Genomic DNA, 20,806 nt, shown 5'->3' with positions numbered 1-20,806 from the left:
CCCGTCGATGAGCCGTCTGCTGCGGTTCAACCTATCCGTTTGTGCCAAAGGAGTTTTCAATGGACATGACAGCATTCGACCCCTTTGAGGGCATGACCGACGACGAGCTCGACGCCTTCATCGAGTCAGAGGAGGGCGGCGCGGGCGCGGCGCCTCTCAAGGGGAATGAGCCAGAGGGCTTCCGCAGCGGATTCGTGGCGCTTGTCGGAAGGCCCAATGCGGGCAAGTCGACCCTGCTCAACGCCTGCCTCGGCGAAAAGGTGGCCATCACCTCCCCGGTTGCCCAGACCACGCGCCGGCGCATGCGCGGCGTGCTCAATCGGGAGGGCTGCCAGATCGTGTTTGTCGACACGCCCGGCCTGCATAAGCCCCAAGACTCCCTCGGGGGCGAGCTCAACCGCAGCGCGCTCATGGAGCTCGACGACGTCGATGTCATCGCGATGCTCATCGATGCGACGAAGCCGGTGGGACGCGGAGACGCCTGGGTGGCAGAGCGCGTGAAGAAGAGCCGTGCAAAGAAGGTCCTCGTGCTCACCAAGCTCGACCTTGCCCGTCCGGACGCGGTCTCGCGGCAGCTCGAGGAGGCGCGCCGCCTCATGGATTTCGACGACGAGATCGTCGTGTCTTCGACGGACGGCTTCAACGTGGACGGCTTCTGCGATCTTGTTGCAAGCTATCTGCCGGAGGGTCCGCGGTGGTTCCCGGAGGGGATGACCACCGACGAGAGCGACGAGATGCTCGTCGCCGAATTTGTCCGCGAGAAGGTCCTCATGCGCACCGAGCAGGAGGTCCCCCATGCGGTCGGCGTGGTATGCGACTCCATCGAGTCCAAGAAGGGCGGCCGCGTGCTGGCGATCCATGCGACCATCTTGGTCGAGAGGGATGGTCAGAAAGGCATCATCATCGGTCGCGGGGGCAGCATGGTCAAGCATATCGGCACCGACGCCCGCCGCGACCTCGAGCGGGTGTTCGGCCGCCAGGTGTTTTTGGACCTTGAGGTCAAGGTGAGCCCGGGTTGGCGTAGCGACGTGCGCGAAATCCATCGTATGGGCTACGCCGCGGACGACTAGGGCGGGCTGACGCGTCTTCGACATGATGGCTGCGTCGCCCTTCAGGGGGCCGGCGCCTCACGGGGCGTGTTTCGACAAGCGGGGGGGTATCGTGGCGGGAAGCAGGACCTATCGCACCCAGGCGCTGGTGCTCGGGAAAACGAAGCTTCGCGAGACCGACCTCATCTTCACGCTTCTCGACCGGTCGGGAAGGCAGGTCAGGGCGGTGGGGAAGGGTGCTCGCAAGCCTGGCAGCAGGCTCGCCGCCCGTTGCGAGATCGGCTGCTCGGTTGACGTGCTGCTCGCCCACGGCCGCTCGCTCGATGTCATAGCCGAGGCGAACCTCGTCGCGGCGCCGCTCGGTCCGGCACCTTCCTTCGAGCTTCTGAGCTCTGCCGCCGTCGTCGTCGAAGTGGCCCGTTCGTGCAGCTTCGAGGACGCGCAAGACGCCTTCGTCTATCCCATCACCGAGAGGGCGCTTGCCGTGCTCGGCGGAGCGTGCGGCGTGCTCGACGGGGCCCATCTCGACCTGATCGTCGCGGCATATGTGTTCAAGCTCCTGTCGCACGAAGGCTATTGGCCCGAGCTTTCCTCATGCGTCGCCTGCGGCGACGAGGCCACGTCCCACTTCTCCGCCGCCTCCGGAGGCCTGCTGTGCTCGTCGTGCGCCTCTTCGGTCCCGGGGGCGGAGCCTGTCGGCTCGAGCGTGGTCCTATGGCTTCGCGCGCTCATGTCGCGTCGATTCGACGAGCTCGCAGCCGACTCCGTGGATGCCGGCACTGCGACCTTTTTGCTGGCGCTGTCGCACGTGTGGGCGGCCACCCACCTCGACTGCCGCCTTCGCGCCTTCGAGTTCCTGCTGGGCTGCTGAGGATTCTTTTGTTTGGGGCGAGCCCTGGCATGCAGTTCTGGTGAAGCGGGCAAGCTGTGGTATCATTCGTGCCTGTTGGTTACCCCGCACTTGGATGCTCGCTGCACCGGCGGCTTCCCAGTTTGGGGCGAATGGAGCAGGCCAGGCCTGCCCGGAAGAAAGGTGAAACCATGACTGTTTCCAAGGAGCGCAAGGCTGAGCTCACCGCTGAGTTCGGCAACACCCCCCAGGACACCGGCAACCCCAAGGTTCAGGTCGCCATCCTGACCGAGCGCATCCGTGAGCTCACCGAGCACATGAAGTCCCACCAGAAGGACTTCCACACGCGCCGCGGCCTGCTCATGCTCGTCGGTCGTCGCCGTCGTCTTCTTTCCTACATCAAGAAGAACGACATCCTCGAGTACCGTGAGCTCATCGCGAAGCTCGGCATCCGCGACAACATCCAGTAACGTTGCGCATAAGGGAGCCTCTTCGGGGGCTCCTTTTCATGTGGGGGCCGCAATCGCGGCCCTACACGGTCTGAACATCCGATTCAGACCTAGAGGAGCCCGTGCGGAAGGGCCGCACGGAGATGAAGGAGAAAGATGTCACTCGTATCCAAGACTTTCGAACTGTATGGCAAGACCTACGTCCTCGAGTCGGGCGAGCTCGCCAAGCAGGCGACCGGCGCGGTGCTGGTCAAGCAGGGCGACACGACGGCGCTCGTCACCGTCGTGGTGTCCAAGGAGCGGAAGAACTACGACTTCTTCCCGCTGACCGTGGACTTTAACGAGAAGCTCTACGCCGCGGGCCGCATCCCCGGGGGCTACCTCAAGCGTGAGGGCCGTCCTACGGAAAAGGCCACGCTGACCGCCCGCATGATCGACCGCCCCATCCGCCCGAGCTTCCCCGACGGCTTCCGCAACGAGGTGCAGATCGTCGCCACCTCGCTCGTCGCCGACCAGGTGAACCCCATCGATGTCATCTGCACCATGGGCGCATCGCTCGCCCTCACCCTTGGCGGCGTGCCGTTCGAGGGCCCGCTTGCCTGCGTGCGCATCGGTCGCAACAAGGAGACGGGCGAGTTCATCGTAAACCCCACCTATGAGGAGCGCGAGAACTCCGACCTGGACCTTGAGCTTGCCGGTACCCGCGACTTCATCTCCATGGTCGAAGCCGGTGCCGACGAGGTCACCGAGGACGACATGCTTGCAGCGATGCAGTTTGGCCAGGAGGCCATCGGCGCCTTCTGCGACGCCCAGCTTGCGTTCGTCGAGGAGTGGGAGCGCGTCAACGGCCCGATCGAGGCCAAGGAGTACCCCCTCGACGTTCCCGTTCCCGAGGTCGAGGAGCGCGTCTTTGCCCACTACGACGAGATGGCCGCCGCCCTCTCCGACGCCGACAAGCAGAGCCGCATCGCTAAGGTCGAGGCCCTGAAGGATGAGATCCGCGCCGAGTTCACCGAGGAGGAGCAGCTCGCTTGGGAGCGCGAGATTCCGGTGAACCTCAAGAAGCTTGAGAAGAAGGCCATGCGCACCATGGTCGTCGAGACCGGCGAGCGCGTCGACGGCCGTCGCGCCGACGAGATCCGTCCCATCATGGTGAAGGACAGCTATCTACCCCTCGTGCACGGCTCGGGCCTCTTCCAGCGCGGCCAGACCCAGGTGCTGTCGGTGCTTTCGCTCGGCATGCTCAACGAGGGCCAGCGTCTCGACACCATCGAGCCCGTCGAGGGCAAGCGCTATATGCATCAGTACAACTTCCCGCCCTTCTGCACCGGCGAGGTCGGGCGCATCGGTTCTCCGAAGCGCCGCGAGATCGGTCACGGCAACCTGGCGGAGCGCGCCCTGCTTCCCGTTCTTCCCGACGAGAACGAGTTCCCCTACGCCATCCGCGTGGTTTCCGAGGTGATGGAGTCCAACGGATCCTCTTCGATGGCTTCCACCTGCGCGAGCTGCCTGGCGCTCATGGACGGCGGCGTGCCGCTCAAGCGCCCCGTGTCCGGCATCGCCATGGGCCTCATCCAGGAGGAGGGCAAAACCGTCGTCCTCTCTGACATCCAGGGCATCGAGGACTTCCTCGGCGACATGGACTTCAAGGTGACCGGCACCGAGCGTGGCATCACGGCCCTTCAGATGGACAACAAGGCCACCGGCCTCACGTTCGATATCCTGCGCGCCGCGCTTCAGCAGGCGAAGGAAGGCCGCGCGTTCATCCTCGGCAAGATGCTCGATGTCATCTCCGGCCCCCGTGAGGAGACCCGCCCGACCGCTCCGCGCATCAAGTCCATCACCGTTCCGACCGAGAAGATCCGCGAGATCATCGGAAAGGGCGGCGAGACCATCCGCGGCATCCAGGACGAGACCGGCGCGTCGGTTGACATCCAGGAAGACGGCACGGTCTTCGTCGGCGGCGTCGGCGAGTCTGTCGAGCAGGCCATCGAGCGCATCCAGCTCATCATCAAGGAGCCCGAGGTGGGCGAGGAGTACACCGGCCGCGTCGTCTCCATCCAGCCCTTCGGCGCCTTCATCTCGCTCACTCCCGGCAAGGACGGCCTGCTCCACATCAGCCGTGTCGCCAAGGGCCGCGTCGAGAAGGTCGAAGACGTGCTCAACGTGGGCGACGAGGTGAAGGTCGTTGTCATCGAGGTCGATGACCGCGGCAAGATCTCGCTCGATCGCCTCGACAAGCCCGAGGCGCCCGCATCCTCCGCGGGCGAGGGCGAGTCCCGCCCGCGCCGTGAGTCGCGCGACCGCTCCGACCGCGGGCACGGCCGTCCGCGCACGCGTGACGATCGTCCGCGTCGTCCGGGTGACAACGGCGGGCGCAAGCCGCGCCGCCATCATGATGCCGAGTAGGTTCATGGCGCATCTCAGCCTGTAGCCGGGGCGGGTCGCTCATCACGCGACCCGCCCCGTTTGTGTTGCTGACCCAAGGCCTTGCGCCTCGCGCGGGTGAGGGCGCACGATTCGCGCTCAATCGGTGGAATCATCGTCGTTTGGGTTGGGCATAAGTGACGCGGTATACAATAGTTAAACCTGTGCGCATGACGGCCGGTCGCTGCTGCTCCCAAGGCCTCCGCGTGCGCGACCTGCACGTTTTCGCGGCATCGCTGCGTGTCGTATTCCATACACGAGAAAGGAACCATCTACAACATGGCAAAAAAGAAACCGCCCCTGCGCGTCATTCCGCTGGGTGGCCTTGACGGCATCGGCAAGAACATGACCGTTATCGAGTGCGGCCCTGACATGGTGCTCATCGACGCGGGACTCATGTTCCCCGACGATTCTCAGCCCGGTATCGATCTGGTGCTGCCGGACTATACCTACGTTCTCGAGAACGAGGACAAGCTGCGCGGCATCGTCGTGACTCACGGTCACGAGGACCATACCGGAGCGTTGCCCTACCTGCTGCAGGACCTCAACAACAAGGTGCCCATCTTCTCGAGCAAGCTCACCTTGGGCTTTATCGAGGGAAAGCTCGGAGAGTTCCGCATCCGCGCCCCGAAGTTCCGTGAGGTGCAGGGCGGGTCGCACATCCAGCTTGGCTGCATCTCCATCGACTTCTTCTCCATGACGCACTCCATTCCCGGAGCGCTCGGCGTCTATATCCGCACGCCGCAGGGCACCGTCATGCATACCGGAGACTTCAAGCTCGACCAGACGCCCATCGACGGCGTCACGCCCGACTACGCCGCGATCAACAAGTTCGCCAAGTCCGGCGTCGACCTGCTGCTTTCTGATTCCACAAACGCGACGGTCCCCGGCTTTACCAAGTCTGAGGCGGAGGTCGGCCCTTCCATCCTGCATGCGATCAAGAACGCGCCCGGCCGCGTCTTCGTCGCGTCGTTCTCGAGCCACATTCATCGCCTCCAGCAGATCTGCGACGCCGCGCGCACCTGCAACCGCAAAATCGTCGTCACCGGCCGATCCATGCTGACCAACACGCGTGTCGCCCGCGAGCTCGGCTACCTCAAGATCGATGAGAAAGACCTCATCGACGCCTATGAGATCAACAACATTCCCGAGAACCAGATCGTCGTCATGTGCACCGGGTCTCAGGGCGAGCCGCTCTCCGCGCTCTCCCGCATGGCAAACGGCGAGCACAAGACCCTTTCGATTCACGAGGGCGACACGGTGATCATCTCGGCGACGCCCGTTCCGGGCAACGAGAAGGCCGTCCAGCAGGTCATCAACAGCCTGGCCAAGCTGGGCTGCGACGTCTTCGACAAGAGCCGCACGCTGGTGCACGTTTCTGGCCACGGCAGTCAAGAAGAGCTCAAGCTCATGCTCGCGATGGCAAAGCCCACCTACTTCATGCCCGTTCACGGCGAGGCGGTGCACCTTCGCGCACATGCGGGCCTGGCGCGCAAGATGGGCATGCCCGAGGACCATATCTTCATCCTCGATAACGGCGAGTCGCTCGAGATGCGCGGCGGAGAGGTCACCTTGGGCCCGTCGGTCGAGTCCGGCGTGGTCTATGTTGACGGCCTGCGCATCGGCGACACCGACCCCATCGTGCTGCGTGACCGCCAGAAGCTTGCCAACGATGGCATGGTCACCGCCGTGGCCATCGTCTCGCTCAAGCGCAAGCGCATCGATGCGGTCGAGTTCTCGAGCCGCGGCGTCTCCTTCACGATCGATGATGAGTTCACCGAGCAGGCGACGGCATCGATCATGAAGATGGCGGAGAAGGGCTCGTTCAACTTCTCCACGAGCGGCACCGACGCGCTTCGCAAGGCGCTTCGCGACTCGGTCTCCAATTTCATCTGGAACCACACCCACACCAGGCCCATGATCATTCCGGTCGTCATGGAGGTCTAAAGGAGTGGCACGTCGCGCTGGATCTTCCGGAACTGCCGGAACGAAGAACAAAAAGACCGCGACCAAGGCGGCTGCCAAGGGCGGCAAGGCTCAGGCCAAGCTGCGCGCCAATGGCAGCCGTCCCGCCGCTCGCGCCATCGAAGAGCCGTCTGAGCCCCTGATGACAGCGTCGGCCGCCCGCGATATCGCAGGCGTGGTCGTCGCCGTATTCGCCGTCGCGTCGTTCATCGCGGTGCTCTCTCCGGCGACGGCGCCGCTGACCCGTGCCCTGGCATCCTTCTATCATCTTGGCTTCGGCCTGGGAGGATATGTCTTGCCGCTCGGTCTTCTGGTGTTCTCTGCCACGCTGTTTCTGCGCGACCGCTCGGTGTTCAACGTTCGCACCCTTGCCGGCGTCTGCCTCATCTTCCTTTCGGTCATCTCCATGCTGGTGCTTGCGCTGACGGGCGACCCTATGGTGTGGGGCCTGACGGTCGGCGAGGCCGATCTTGCTGCGAGCGGCGGGTATGTCGGCTATGCCATCGCCTCGGTGCTCGCCGGCGCCCTCGGCAAGGTGATCGCCATGGTCGTGCTTTCTGGTATCCTGGTCTCGGGGCTTGTGCTCATAGGCTTCTCCGTCGGCGGCGTCGTGCGCGCGGCGGCAGAGCGGGCGGAGCGTCTTGCGGAGCGTCGACATGTCGATGTGAACGACAAGCCGTGGGGCGACGAGGCGCCGCATGCGGCCATGACTCCAAAAGCGCCTCGCGCCGGTGCCGTCCAGGCAAGCCTTTTCGACGCCGACGGGACCGCCGAGACAACGTTTTTGGGCAATCGAGAGACCACGGTGCTTGGGGCAGACGAGGAGGATGAAGACCCCTTCGTCGATCTTTCCGAGCAGCTTGCCGCTGAGAAGGCGGAGACCACGCTGCTCTCAGGCCTGGTCAAGGGGCGCTCAAAGAAGAAGGCGTCCGGCAAAGACAAGGGCGATCGCAGCGATGTCCGCGAGGATGCGTCGTCATCTCGAGGCGGGGACGCCGCCGACAGCGCGCCCACCGTCCTGCTTGACGACAAGGCGACCGGCCTGGGCGACCTTGAAGACGAGCCGCCCTTCGAGGGCGCCACGCGCGTCATGAACCCTGGCGCCCCCGCGATCCCTGACTTTCTCATGCATCCTAAGAGGCACGCCGCTTCCGACGCGGCTGCCACAACGGTCATCGACGGCTCGTCCTACGACGCGCCGTCTGATCGTCCTGTCGAGGAGGCATCGAGCGTGCCTCCTCGTTCGAAGGCTCCTTCGGTCAAGCCTGCCGACGGCGCGACCCCCGAGGAAGAGGATCGAAAGCTTCCTCCGGCGTCGATGCTGCGCCACAACCCCAACTCCGCGAGCTCCGCTTCGTCGAACCGGGAGCTCGAGCAGACGGCAGAGGGGCTGCAGTCAACCCTTCAGGAGTTTGGCCTGCACTCGCGGGTAGTTGGCTGGATCGCCGGACCGACCGTCACGACCTTCAAGGTGCAGCCGGGCGAAGGCGAGCGCGTGAGCCGCATCACCAATCTCGAAGATGACATCGCCCTTTCGCTTGCCACGGATTCGGTGCGTATCTTCGCGCCCATCCCAGGCACCTCTCTTGTGGGCATCGAGATTCCCAACCGCACCCGCCAGACGGTTGCGTTTGGCGACATCCTGCCCTATGTGACGGGCGGGCCCCTCGAATTTGCGCTCGGCAGAGATGCCGAGGGGCAGCCCATGGTTGCCGATCTTGCCAAGATGCCCCATCTCCTCATCGCGGGTACGACAGGTTCCGGTAAGTCGGTGGTCATCAGCTCCATCCTCATGAGCCTTCTCATGCGCACCTTCCCCGAGGATGTCCGCCTCATCATGGTCGACCCCAAGCGCGTCGAGTTCGCTCCCTACGACGGTTTGCCGCACCTTTACGTGCCGGTCGTGACCGAGCCCAAACAGGCTGCGAGCGCCTTGCAGTGGGCCGTTTCCGAGATGGAGCGACGCCTCAAGGTGTTTGAACGCATCGGCGTGCGCAAGATCTCGACGTTCAACGAGAAGCAGGCTGCCGGCGAGTTCGAGAAATACGACAACCCTCCCGCCAAGATGCCCTACCTGGTCATCGTCATCGACGAGCTCTCCGACCTCATGATGGTTGCGGGAAAGGACGTCGAGGCGTCCATCGTGCGCATCGCCCAGCTGGGACGTGCCGCCGGCATCCATATGATCGTCGCCACGCAGCGTCCGAGTTCGAACGTGGTGACGGGTCTCATCAAGGCGAACATCACCAACCGTATCGGCCTTACGGTCGCAACCGGCATCGACTCCCGCGTCATTCTGGACCAGACGGGTGCAGAGAAGCTCATCGGTCAGGGCGACATGCTGTTCTCGCGGGTCGACTGGGGAAAGCCGAAGCGCATCCAAGGCTGCTACGTTTCGGATGAGGAGATCTTCAGCGTCGTCGGGTTCGTAAAGGAGCAGAGCCCTGCCGACTACCATACCGAGATCCTCTCCGCCGTGGCTCCTGCTGCCATCGGCGGCGGAGGGGGCGGGCATGATGTCTCCGACGACGACCCGCTGCTGTGGGAAGCCGCCCGGATCGTCGTGGAATCCCAGCTCGGTTCGACGTCGGGACTGCAGCGCCGCCTCAAGGTGGGGTATGCGCGAGCCGGACGCATCATGGATATGCTTGAGGAGAAGGGCGTCGTCGGTCCTCCCGATGGCTCCAAGCCCCGTGAGGTGCTGCTCGATGCCGAGGGACTGGCCGAGCTTGAGTCCCTTGAGTCTCGGATGGCTGAAGATGATGGAATGGGAGGTTTCTGATGGCTGCACGGTTCGGTGAGATGCTCATGAACAGGCGTCGTCACATGGGCATGTCCATTCAACAGGTCGCCAACGTCATCAAGATCCGCCCCCAGATCATCGAGTACTTCGAGATGGGGGATTTCGCCTCGATGCCGCCTCGCGGCTATGCCCAGGGCATGATTTCGAGCTATGCGCGCTATCTGGGCCTCAACCCCCGCGAGGTGGTCAATGCCTATTTCGACGAGCTCTACGAATATGAGCGCCAGACGGCGCATGCAGGCGGGCGCTTTCAGGACGCTGCAGGTTCGGTGAGTCCTCGCTCAGCCAGCGCCACCGGACGCTTCATGATCGTCGACAACGCCCGCATCAGCTCGCGGTATGCCCAGCGCCCCCCGCAGGCGGGATATGTTTCCGACGCCACGTCGGGGCACGAGCCCGTCGCGCTGACCGACACGCGGCGTCCTGACAGGACGCTGGCGGCCGCCGGCATGCGCCAGCCGCGCGGCTACCAAAATACGCGTGCGTTGCCCGGAGACGAGCTCGACCGCACGCGTGTCCAGCCCCGTGTTCGAACCGCTCCGCCTTACGGAGCGTCGCCTCGTCCGGGAAGCGCCCGCATGGCTGCTCGCGGGGGCGGAAACCCTCCGCGCGGTCCACAGGGCGCGCGTGGATCGGTGCCCCCGCGCTCGGGAAGGGGCGGCAGGGGAGGGTCGTCGAGCAACGGCGGCCTCGATCCGCGCCTGCTCATAGGAGCGCTCGTCACGGCCCTCGTCATCATCATCGCCCTCGTGTTCCTGCTGGTGCGCAGCTGCTCTTCTCAGGGCGCCGATGACACCTCTAGCCCGTCGACGGTTGCCGTGAGCCAGGCCGCCACCACGCCTGCCTCGACGACAGCTGCGACCACACCTGATACCGAGGCTTCGACAGGCGAGCCCAGCACCGACCAGACCTCAGCGACCTCTCCTGCAACGACGTCTGAGCCGGAGCAGCTTGTGATCGCCATTTCGGTCGAGGACGGGGCCCAGTCGTGGCTCGAGATCAAGTTAAACGGCCAGTCGATCTATGCGAACAACGTCGTCGGGCCTTTGACCCAGGAATATACCGTGACCTCTTCGATTGAGATCACGGCGAGCGAGCCCGGAAACGTCCGCGTGACGCAAAATGGCGAGGATGTCCGCTGGGATACCTCCATCGCCGGCGTCGCCCGCGTGAGCATCACCGCTCCGCAGACACCGGCGACGACAACCGGCGACGGCACCGAAACCACTGATGGAACCAATGACGGGGCTGCGGCTGCCCAGTAGCGCCTCGTCCGCTTTGAAAGGGGAATAGACATGGCAAAGGATTCGAGCTTCGACGTGGTGTCTCAGGTAGACATGCAGGAGGTGGACAACGCCTATCAGCAGACCGCCCGTGAGATCACCCAGCGCTATGACCTCAAGGATTCGGGCGCAACCATCGACCTTTCCAAGGCAGACGGCGTATTCACCATTGTGGCGCCCGCCGATTTCGTCGCTCGTCAGATCACCGACGTGCTGAACACGAAGCTCATCAAGCGCGGCGTGGATATCAAGGCGCTCTCATGGGATGCTCCCCAGGCCGCCTCCGGTGGGTCGGTGCGCGTCGTCGGGCACGTGGTGCAGGGAATCGACCAGCCCACGGCGAAAAAGATCAACAAGGACGTCAAGGATCTCAAGCTCAAGGTGAAGGTCACGATCGAGTCCGACAAGCTGCGCGTCTCATCTGCTTCCAAGGACGCGCTCCAGGAGGTCATCCAGTTCCTCCGCAGCCAGGACTACGGCCAGCCCCTGCAGTTCACGAACTATCGCTAAACAGGCCCCGGCTGCCTAGAAGCTGTTCTCGTATACTTCGATTCGGATAGGTTTACTCGTCATGTCTGACGCTTTCACCGAGGCATTCGGTGCCATCTACTACATCACGCTCGGATGCGCTAAGAATGAGGTCGATACCGACCGCATGCGCTCCCTGCTCCTTTCTGCCGGCTATGAGGAGGCCTACGATGTCTCCGAGGCCGACCTCGCCATCGTCAACACATGTTCCTTCCTCGCCTCGGCGACGTCTGAGAGCATCGAGGCGACCCTTTCGCTCGCCGAGGAGGTCGCAGGCGGCGTGCGGGAGGTTCCCATCGTCATGTGCGGCTGCGTCCCTTCTCGTTACGGCGACGAGCTGCCCGAAGAGCTCCCGGAGGTCGCGGCCTTTGTGCGCACCGACGAGGAGGACGGCATCGTCGGGGTCGTCGACGGCCTGCTTGGCATCGACCGAAGCGCCCCTGCCGCGGTCCCCGAGGTCAAGCGCACCGTCGAAGGCGCTGTCGCCTATGTCAAGATCTCCGACGGGTGCGATCGCTTCTGCAGCTTCTGCGCCATTCCGTTCATACGTGGCCGGTATCATAGCCGCCCCTTCGGAGAGATTCGCGAAGAGGTTGTCGACCTTGTGTCTGAGGGCGTGCGCGAGATCGTGCTCATCGGTCAGGATACCGGCATCTGGGGAAGCGATCTCTCGCAGGAGGGCTCAGGTCCCCACAACCTTGCCCAGCTCCTCGTCTCCCTCGCCGAGGAGGTTCGCGGCCAGGGCGTTTGGCTGCGCGTGCTGTACCTCCAGCCAGAGGGCATGACTGACGAGCTCATCTCTGCGATTCGCGACACGCCGGAGGTCCTTGCCTATATCGACATTCCCATACAACATTGCTGCGAGCATGTTCTTGCCCGCATGAACCGCTCTGGGTCCGAGCAGGAGCTTGAAGATCTTTTTGCACGGCTGCGCCGCGAGATCCCCGGCATGGTCATCCGTACGACCTACCTAGTGGGATTCCCGGGCGAGACCGTCGAGGAGCACGAGCGCATGCTCGCCTTCATGGATCGAATCGGCTTTGACTACGTCAGCGTGTTTCCGTACTCGCGTGAAGAGCCGGCTCGTGCCGCCCGCATGGAGGACCAGATTCCCGAGGACGAAAAGCTCGATCGCACCCAGGCCGCTATGGATCTTGCGGAGGCGCTGGGCTTCGCTGCGACCGCGGAGCACGTTGGCGAGACCGCCGAGGTGATCATCGACGGCGTCGAAGAGACCGATGACGGCTACGAGCTCGTCGGCCATGCATGGTTCCAGGCACCCGACTGCGACGGCGCCGTCCATCTCGATGCCGTCGAGGCCGCCGTTGGTGATATAGTGCAGGTCGAGTTCACTGACAGCTTCTGCTATGAGCTCGTCGGGCATGTGATTGGATAGGGGAGAGCAATGGGGCGAAACGCGCAAGGCGAGTTGACGAGCATCTGGACGCCGGCGAACGTCATCACCTGTATCCGGATCTGCTTCATTCCCGTCTTCATGCTGTTGGCGACTCAGTCTCGCGACGTGGCAGGCGCCCTCACGCAGCCTGCGCTTGCGATCGGCGCCTGTATCCTGTACATCCTGTTGAGCCTTACCGACAAGCTTGACGGATCGCTTGCCCGCAAGCGAAATGAGATTACCGACTTCGGCAAGTTCCTCGATCCCATCGCTGACAAGCTTCTCGTGTTCTCGGCGCTTCTCCTGCTGCTTGCCGACGGCTACGTCAACGTATGGTTCGTGTTCATCATCTTGTTCCGAGAGTTCCTGGTGAGCGCCTTGCGCATGGTCGCAAGCGCCGCTGGCGAAGTCATTGCGGCCGATAAGCTCGGCAAGGCGAAAACCGCCGTCACCATGGTGTCGCTGTGCGGCTTCTATGTCTCGTTCGGCTTGACTTCGCTCGGCGTGGCGACCCTGTCCGAATGGATTCTCGGCATCTCGCAGGCTTTGATGATCGCCGCCGTGGTGCTGACGGTCGTATCGGGCCTCCAATATTTTTGGAACGCTCGCAAGGTAGTCTTTCGGGTCTAAGGCGGCAACTGATGGATGAAGAGCCGCAAGAGAATCTTTCCCGTCGATGCCACGAGCTCGCCGGAGAGCTCGTGGCGCGTGCTTCGGCGCTGAACCGTACCGTAAGCACTGCCGAGTCATGCACTGCCGGCATGGTCTCTTCCTGCATCGCCTCTATATCCGGTGCTTCCTCGGTGCTGATGGGCGGGGCGGCGACGTATACGGAAGAGATCAAAGAGCGCGTGCTCGGGGTGTCGCCAGACACCCTTGCTCGTTGCACGGCGGTATCTCATGAGACTGCACGCGAGATGGCCGATGGGTCCCGTCGGCTCTTTTGCTCAGATGCCGCGGTCAGCGTGACAGGCTATGCGGGACCCGGCGGCGGGACGCCCGCCGATCCGGTGGGAACCGTATATCTCGGGCTTTCAACCGCATCAGGCACGACTTCTGAATGCCGGCACTTCGAGGGCTCTCGTGCCTGCGTGCGCCTTGCTGCCACCGCACGAGCCCTCGAGCTGTTGCTGGGCACGCTTGTGTAGAGTCTGTGATTGTACGATCGGGGGCTTCGCGTCGTAGCCGGGATGTTTGCATCCCCTTGGCTCTGTCGAAGGCCTTGACGATGTTCTCTGCGCCATGTACCTGCGCAAAGCCTGCGTTGGCAAGCTGCGTCAAGGTCGGTGGCCGCCTCTGTTAGAAATTGAAGAGGTTGCGGGAAGGTTTGTAACAGCAGGGCGACAACATCAGGCAAGCATCCGTCCGTATCATGAGGTCAATGTCCCTTGACCGCGAACAGCTGTTCGCCTATCATGATTTCGGTCAACTAGAGGAGGATTCGCATGGCTAAGAGTTCAGGCCCGGCTCGCGTAATTCATGAGCGCACTACCGGTGAGGCTCGCGACAAGATGATCGAGGCCACAACGGCGGAGATCGAGAAGAAGTTCGGCAAGGGCTCCATCATGCGTTTCGGAGACGATGGCCCCGAGCTCGAGATCGAGGCGATTCCCACCGGTGCGTTGGCGCTTGATGCTGCGCTCGGCATCGGCGGCGTCCCACGTGGCCGCATTATCGAGATCTATGGCCCTGAGTCTTCGGGCAAGACCACGCTTTCGCTCGAGATTCTCGCTGAGGCGCAGGCTGCAGGAGGTGTGGTGGCGTTTATCGACGCCGAGCATGCGCTCGACCCGGCCTATGCCGCCCGCATCGGCGTAGACATCGACGAGGTGCTTATCTCGCAGCCTGATACCGGTGAGCAGGCCCTGGAGATCTGCGACATGCTCGTCCGCTCCGGCGCGATCGACGCGGTGGTCATCGACTCGGTCGCCGCGCTGGTTCCCCGTGCCGAGATCGAGGGAGAGATCGGAGAGACCACGGTCGGTTTGCAGGCGCGTCTCATGAGTCAGGCGCTTCGAAAGCTGGCGGGCTCGCTTTCCAAGTCCAACACGACGTGCATCTTCATCAATCAGCTTCGTGAGAAGATCGGTGTCATGTTTGGCAACCCCGAGACTACGACAGGCGGCCGCGCCCTGAAGTTCTTCTCGACGGTGCGCATCGATATCCGTCGTATCGACAGCATCAAGCAGGGGTCAGAGATCGTCGGCAGCCGCGTCCGCTGCAAAGTCGTCAAGAACAAGGTCGCCGCACCCTTTAAGACGGCGGAGTTCGACATCATGTACGGCACGGGCATCTCCAAAGAGGGCTCGATTTTGGACATGGGCGTCGAATACGGCATCGTCTCAAAATCGGGCGCATGGTATACCTACGAGTCCGAACGTCTTGGACAGGGGCGAGAGGCCGCGAAGGACTTCCTGCGCCTTCATCCCGATCTTTCAGACGAGATCGAGCATCGTGTCCGCGTCGCCTGCGGCCTTGAGCTTTCTGATGAACCTACCGGCGATGCCGTTGACCTTCTTCCGGATGCGCTCGGCGAGTAGATGGACGAGCTTGTCATAGATGTCGCGGTGACGCTTCCCGAGCGCAGGGCCCCACAGCTTGCCTCCGGCCCTGCAGCTCGTCGTCCCCAGGCGACGGTGACCTTTTCATGCGAGCGAGGCCATGAAGCCTCATACCGCGTGCCCGCGCGCGTCGGAAGGCTCTATGCTAAAGATGTCCCCGAGCTTCCCCAAGAGCTCGCTGCCTGCATCGATCAGCTTCGCGCGCTCGAACGTAAGACCTGCTTCGCCCATCTGGTCGAGATGCTCTCGCGCCGCGAGCACGGTGAGGCCGAGGTCAAACGCAAGCTTGCCTCATACGGCTATCGGCAGTCCTCCATCGACGCCGCCGTGGAGCGCGCCCAAGATCTGAGGTTTTTGGACGAGCGTCGCTTCGTAACCGCGTTCGTGGAGGAGCGCATGCGTCGCGGCTGGGGCAGACGTAAGATCGAGCGAGAGCTTGCATTGCGCGGCGTGCGCGACGAGGGCCTTCTTGAGCTTGCAGATTCGCTCATGTCAGAGGATGGCGAACGCGACCGTGCCCGTGACATCCTCGCCCGCAGGCGCATTCCCGACGACAAGGCGTACGAGAAGCTTGTGAGGCACCTGATGGCGAAGGGCTTCAGCTACGGCGTCGCGAGCGACGCGGTCAAAGAGTGCCTTGCCCAGAATGGCGACTAGCGTGTGCTGCCGCGGGGGGGGGCGCCTGCTCCTGCTGTCTGCCATTCGGTTATAGCTCTATACATTGTAGTGGCGGCGACTTCGATGCCCGTTCTGTTTGAACCCTGATGTCGTGACATGGCGCCTTGGCTGTCGACGGTTTTTGGCCAAGTCCCCGCATCATACCAGCCATGGTCATTTTTCCTATAGGCAACCTGCGGAGATATTCATACCGTTCCCTGAGCGGGAGGTCGTCTCAATTGACAGTATCCCGGCTTCAACGTAGGATGAAAGCGTCATTTGTATTGTGATATGCGCTCATCAACGATGAGATTGATAGGTTTGTAGTATTCATTTTCATAGGAGTGTGACCATACCACGCAAATGTCTGGCGTCGCCCCGCGGCGTCACCCTACATGCTGATGAAATGACAAGGAGTGGCCATGGAGATTGCTATCGGAATCCTCGGCCTGGTGATCGGCGCTGTCGCAGCCGTCATCGCTATGCGATCTGCAAAGCGGGGGAGCCTGCGTGAAGCAGATTCCCAGCTTGAGTCGGCGCGCGCAAAGGCGGGCCAGGTCATCGAGGATGCTCAGCGTCAAGCTGAGACCATGAAGAAGGAGGCCTTGCTCGAGGCTAAAGAAGAGATCATTCAGAACAAGCAGGCTGCCGAGGCAGAGGAGAAGCAGCGCAAGCGCGAGCTGCGTGCTCTCGAGAATCGCGTTATGCAGCGCGAAGAGTCCCTCGACCGTCGCAACGATGCCCTCGACAAACGCGAGCATCAGCTTTCCAGCCAAGCCGGACAGGTCGAAAAGCGCAGTCGCGAGCTCGAGGCGCTCTATGCCAAGCAGACGACCGAGCTCGAGCGCATCGCCGAGCTCTCCCGCGACGACGCTCACAAGGAGCTTCTCGACAAGGTCCGTGGCGACGTCACGCACGAGGCGGCGACCATCATTCGCGAGTCCGAGCAGCGCGTAAAGAACGAGTGCCAAAAGACGGCCCAGAAGATCATCTCCCTCGCGATTCAGCGCTGTGCCGCCGATCATACCGCTGAGGTCACCGTTACCTCGGTGCACATCCCCTCGGACGACCTCAAGGGGCGCATCATCGGTCGCGAGGGCCGCAACATCCGCACCTTCGAACAGGTCTCCGGCGTCAATCTCGTCATCGATGACACTCCTGAGACGGTCGTGCTCTCGAGCTTCGATCCGGTTCGTCGCGAGACCGCCCGCGTGGCACTCGAGAACCTCATCGCAGACGGGCGCATTCATCCCGCGCGTATCGAAGAGATGTATCAAAAGGCCTCGAATCTCGTTCAGCAGCGTGTGCGCGAGGCGGGCGAGCAGGCTGCCTTTGATGCCGGCATCCATGACCTTCATCCCGAGCTCGTCAAAACCCTTGGCGCCCTTCGTTATCGCACGTCGTTTGGCCAGAACGTGCTGCAGCATTCCATCGAGGTCGCCGAGCTGTGCGGCATCATGGCGTCTGAGCTTGGCCTTGATCCGGTCATCGCGCGCCGCGCCGGCCTTTTGCATGACCTTGGCAAAGCCATCGACCACGAAGTCGAAGGCCCCCATGCCGTCATCGGTGCGGACCTTGCCCGTCGTTATGGAGAGAAGCCCGCTATCGTTCATGCGATCGAGGCGCATCATGGCGACGTCGATCCCTCTTCGGTCCTCGCCGTCCTCGTTATGGCCGGTGACGCCATTTCCGCATCGCGGCCTGGTGCTCGTCGTGAATCTGCCGAGAACTACATCAAGCGTCTTGAGAAGCTTGAGGAGATCGCTAACTCCTACGACGGTGTTGAGCGCACGTATGCCATGCAGGCCGGCCGCGAGGTCCACGTCATGGTCCAGCCTGACAAGATCTCCGATGCCCAGTCGACCGTCTTGGCGCACGACATCGCCCATCAGATCGAGGAGGAGATGGAGTATCCTGGCCAGGTTCGCGTCGTAGTCATTCGCGAGAGCCGCGCCGTCGATATCGCAAAATAGGAACGTGCCATGAACGACGCGAATGACCTCATTTCCTTCATCGCCTCCATGTCTGGGGAGGGCAACCTCCGCGTCGAGGAAAACCTCGGCGAGGGATACGTCCGTCTGAGGGTCTCCGAGGCCGAGCGTCGTCAAGCAAAGCACGATATCCAACATGTCGAGGACATCGTCATCGAGATGCTGCGCAACGCGCGCGATGCCGGCGCCTCGCATATCTATCTTGCAACTCTGAAAGAGGAGGGTGTCCGCACCCTCCTCTTTCTTGACGATGGATGCGGCATCCCCGCCGACATGCAAGAACGGGTTTTCGATGCCCGTGTCACTTCAAAGCTCGAGTCCATGAAGATGGACCGATGGGGCGTTCACGGACGCGGCATGGCATTGTTTTCAATTCGCGAGAACTCCCAGGAAGCTCGGGTCGTAGCCTCGGCGCCCTCTCTGGGCACGGCGTTTCGCATCGTGGTCGATACGAGCGTGCTGGCCGAGCGTGCCGACCAGTCGAGCTGGCCCGAAGTCTCGAAGAACGAAGAGGGCGAGCTCGTCTGCAGCAAGGGTCCCCACAACATTATTCGGGCTGCCTGCGAGTTTTCTTTGGAGGAGCGGCGAGGCTGCAGCGTATATGTCGGAAGTCCTACCGAAATAGCCGCGACGATGTATGCTCAGGCCGTATCTCGACTCGACGCCTCTCGGCTGCTGTTCATCGACTCCCAACAAGAGCTTCCCGTCGTCGACCGACTGGGATATGCGAGCGATGCCGCCGACTTCATCGCGATCGCGTCGGAGCTTGGAATCAACATCTCTGAGCGAACCGCCCATCGCATCCTCGCCTCATCGATTGCGCCGCTCAAGAGCGTTTCTGAGCGCCTGCTCCGTACAAGGGGCGGTGCAAAGCCCCCCCATAAGGTCGATCTTGCGCGCGACCGGCGTGGCCTTAGGATCGCGAAAGATGACCTGCAGGCGTTTTCCCGTGCTCTGGAGCGCGACTTTGCCGACCTTGCCTCCCATTACTATCTCACGCTTTCTGGCGAGCCGAGAATCAGGGTCGCGGGAGACAAGATCACCGTTACCTTCCCGGTGGGCAAGGAGGAATGACCTGCTTGCCGCAGCTATTTTCTTACGTTAAAGTCAAAGGGCTGCTTAATTCGTACCATACACGCAGGAGTAACATAGATGGACTGTCTTAAAGTATCCAGTAAGTCGTCGCCCGCCTCGGTCGCTGGCGCCATTGCCGGCATGGTTAAGGACGGCGTGCAGGTCAACCTGCAGTGCGTAGGTGCCGGTGCCGTCAACCAGGCGATCAAGGCCATCGCTATCGCTCGCGGTTTTTTGATTCCTACGGGCGTTGACATCTCCTGTGCACCGGTATTCTCGGATATCCTCATTAACGGCGAGAGCCGTACCGCGATTCGCCTGTCGGTGTATGTTCACCAGCTTTCGCCATTCAACAGTGACATGCCCGATCGCTCCAACACTCTGTAACACCAAGGGGAACCTGTGGAACCTAATCGTATTCGCGACGTATTGGTCGGTAAAACGTACTATATTCGCACCTTCGGTTGCCAGATGAATCTGCATGACTCCGAGCGTGTGAGCGGCCTGCTCGACTCGTTCGGCTGTCTTGAGGCCGCCTCTCCAGAAGGTGCCGACATCGTGGTATTCATGACGTGTTGCGTCCGAGAAGCTGCGGACCAGCGTCTCTATGGCCAGTGTTCCTCCATGAAGAGCCTGCCGCCCTCTCCATCAGGTCACAGGGTGATTGCCGTCGGCGGCTGCATAGCCCAGCGTGACGGCGAAGGGCTTCTCACGAACGTCGACAACGTCGACGTCATTTTCGGCACCCATTCTCTCGGCCATGTCGCCGAGCTTATCGCCCGGTCTTTTGAGGACGGTTCGCGCCAGGTCTTCACTCCTGAAGACGTGCAGGACGAGGCGACCTCATTGCCGTGGCACCGCGCCGTCTCGTATCACGCATGGGTGCCTATCATGACGGGATGCAACAACTTCTGCAGCTACTGCATCGTCCCCTACGTTCGCGGCCGTGAGAAGAGCCGCACCATCGAAGAGGTGGTCGATGAGGTTGGCGGCTTGGTGCGAGCCGGCGTACGCGAGGTCACGCTTCTCGGCCAAAACGTCAACTCATTTGGTCGGGACCGCTATGGCCACCCACGTTTTGCCGAGTTGCTGCGACAGGTGGGCGACACGGGCATTGAGCGAATCCGCTTCACGTCCTCGCATCCAAAAGACCTGCTGCCCGAGACGATCGATGCCATGGCTGAGGTTCCATCGGTCATGCCCCAGCTCCACCTTGCGGTGCAGTCGGGCTCGACCCGCATCTTGAAAGAGATGAATCGTCGATATACGCGCGAGCAATACCTCGACCTTATCGATCGGATCCGCGACCGCATTCCCGGCATCGCCCTCTCCACGGATATCATCGTCGGCTTTCCTGGCGAGACCGAAGAAGATTTCCTCGAGACGCTTTCCCTTGCGCAGACCGTCGGCTACGCCCAGGCGTTTACCTTTATCTACTCCCGTCGTGAAGGCACCCCTGCGGCGCGCATCGAGGACCCCACGCCTCGCGAGGTCATCCAGAATCGTTTCGACCGCTTGGTGAAGGTTATCGAGGGCACCGCCTACGACTTCAACCAACAGGCGCTGGGCAGGACGATTCCGGTCCTTGTGGAAGGTTTCTCGAAGAAAGATGCCCACATGCTGCAAGGCAAGAGTCCGAAGAACCAGACGGTCCATGCTCCGCTTCCCGAAGGCTGGACGCCCGAGGACGTTGTCGGTCACATCGTTGATGTCGAGGCCGATCGGGCGCGCACGTGGTATCTCTCCGGAACAGTTGCTGGCGAGCCGCGATGA

Annotated in this window: 17 protein-coding genes; all 17 read left to right on the top strand. The window is 62.4% G+C overall.

Features of this window, described 5'->3' with window-relative positions:
* Positions 1-59 precede the first annotated feature (59 nt).
* Positions 60-1,070 carry a GTPase Era gene (gene era, locus H6A15_RS01330; protein WP_428840690.1) on the top strand — a complete coding sequence of 337 codons (1,011 nt, stop codon included), beginning with the start codon at positions 60-62 and terminating at the stop codon, positions 1,068-1,070.
* Positions 1,071-1,161: 91 nt separating this feature from the next.
* The gene (gene recO, locus H6A15_RS01325; protein ID WP_204671638.1) at positions 1,162-1,920 is read left to right on the top strand and encodes a DNA repair protein RecO; all 759 of its coding nucleotides are present in this window, start codon (positions 1,162-1,164) and stop codon (positions 1,918-1,920) included.
* Between the two features lie 170 nt (positions 1,921-2,090).
* The gene (gene rpsO / locus H6A15_RS01320; protein ID WP_204671637.1) at positions 2,091-2,369 is read left to right on the top strand and encodes a 30S ribosomal protein S15; all 279 of its coding nucleotides are present in this window, start codon (positions 2,091-2,093) and stop codon (positions 2,367-2,369) included.
* Positions 2,370-2,504: 135 nt separating this feature from the next.
* Positions 2,505-4,757: a polyribonucleotide nucleotidyltransferase gene (locus H6A15_RS01315; RefSeq protein WP_204671636.1), complete on the top strand. Its 2,253-nt coding sequence runs from the start codon at positions 2,505-2,507 to the stop codon at positions 4,755-4,757.
* 297 nt (positions 4,758-5,054) lie between these two features.
* Positions 5,055-6,722 carry a ribonuclease J gene (locus H6A15_RS01310; RefSeq protein WP_204671635.1) on the top strand — a complete coding sequence of 556 codons (1,668 nt, stop codon included), beginning with the start codon at positions 5,055-5,057 and terminating at the stop codon, positions 6,720-6,722.
* Positions 6,723-6,726: 4 nt separating this feature from the next.
* Positions 6,727-9,522: a DNA translocase FtsK gene (locus H6A15_RS01305; RefSeq protein ID WP_342635781.1), complete on the top strand. Its 2,796-nt coding sequence runs from the start codon at positions 6,727-6,729 to the stop codon at positions 9,520-9,522.
* On the top strand, positions 9,522-10,808 hold the full coding sequence (locus H6A15_RS01300) for a helix-turn-helix domain-containing protein (RefSeq protein ID WP_204671634.1): 1,287 nt from the start codon (positions 9,522-9,524) through the stop codon (positions 10,806-10,808). Before H6A15_RS01305 ends, H6A15_RS01300 begins: the two co-directional genes overlap by 1 nt.
* A gap of 30 nt (positions 10,809-10,838) precedes the next feature.
* On the top strand, positions 10,839-11,336 hold the full coding sequence (locus H6A15_RS01295) for a YajQ family cyclic di-GMP-binding protein (RefSeq protein WP_204671633.1): 498 nt from the start codon (positions 10,839-10,841) through the stop codon (positions 11,334-11,336).
* 61 nt (positions 11,337-11,397) lie between these two features.
* The gene (gene rimO / locus H6A15_RS01290) at positions 11,398-12,750 is read left to right on the top strand and encodes a 30S ribosomal protein S12 methylthiotransferase RimO (protein ID WP_204671632.1); all 1,353 of its coding nucleotides are present in this window, start codon (positions 11,398-11,400) and stop codon (positions 12,748-12,750) included.
* 9 nt (positions 12,751-12,759) lie between these two features.
* The gene (gene pgsA / locus H6A15_RS01285) at positions 12,760-13,380 is read left to right on the top strand and encodes a CDP-diacylglycerol--glycerol-3-phosphate 3-phosphatidyltransferase (RefSeq protein WP_204671631.1); all 621 of its coding nucleotides are present in this window, start codon (positions 12,760-12,762) and stop codon (positions 13,378-13,380) included.
* An 11-nt stretch (positions 13,381-13,391) separates the two neighbouring features.
* Positions 13,392-13,898: a CinA family protein gene (locus H6A15_RS01280; RefSeq protein ID WP_204671630.1), complete on the top strand. Its 507-nt coding sequence runs from the start codon at positions 13,392-13,394 to the stop codon at positions 13,896-13,898.
* Between the two features lie 297 nt (positions 13,899-14,195).
* The gene (gene recA / locus H6A15_RS01275; RefSeq protein WP_204671629.1) at positions 14,196-15,290 is read left to right on the top strand and encodes a recombinase RecA; all 1,095 of its coding nucleotides are present in this window, start codon (positions 14,196-14,198) and stop codon (positions 15,288-15,290) included.
* Positions 15,291-15,968 carry a regulatory protein RecX gene (locus H6A15_RS01270; RefSeq protein ID WP_204671628.1) on the top strand — a complete coding sequence of 226 codons (678 nt, stop codon included), beginning with the start codon at positions 15,291-15,293 and terminating at the stop codon, positions 15,966-15,968.
* A gap of 422 nt (positions 15,969-16,390) precedes the next feature.
* Complete coding sequence (gene rny, locus H6A15_RS01265; protein WP_204671627.1) at positions 16,391-17,941, top strand: ribonuclease Y; 1,551 nt, start codon at positions 16,391-16,393, stop codon at positions 17,939-17,941.
* 9 nt (positions 17,942-17,950) lie between these two features.
* Positions 17,951-19,033: an ATP-binding protein gene (locus tag H6A15_RS01260; RefSeq protein WP_204671618.1), complete on the top strand. Its 1,083-nt coding sequence runs from the start codon at positions 17,951-17,953 to the stop codon at positions 19,031-19,033.
* Between the two features lie 78 nt (positions 19,034-19,111).
* Positions 19,112-19,420, top strand: coding sequence for a stage V sporulation protein S (locus tag H6A15_RS01255; protein WP_204671615.1), 309 nt, complete (start codon positions 19,112-19,114; stop codon positions 19,418-19,420).
* A gap of 15 nt (positions 19,421-19,435) precedes the next feature.
* Complete coding sequence (gene miaB, locus H6A15_RS01250) at positions 19,436-20,806, top strand: tRNA (N6-isopentenyl adenosine(37)-C2)-methylthiotransferase MiaB (RefSeq protein WP_342635780.1); 1,371 nt, start codon at positions 19,436-19,438, stop codon at positions 20,804-20,806.

Origin of the sequence: Enorma phocaeensis (genome assembly GCF_016901575.1) — a bacterium.
Classification (GTDB): domain Bacteria; phylum Actinomycetota; class Coriobacteriia; order Coriobacteriales; family Coriobacteriaceae; genus Limicola; species Limicola phocaeensis_A.
This window is presented reverse-complemented; position numbering and strand designations above follow the sequence as displayed.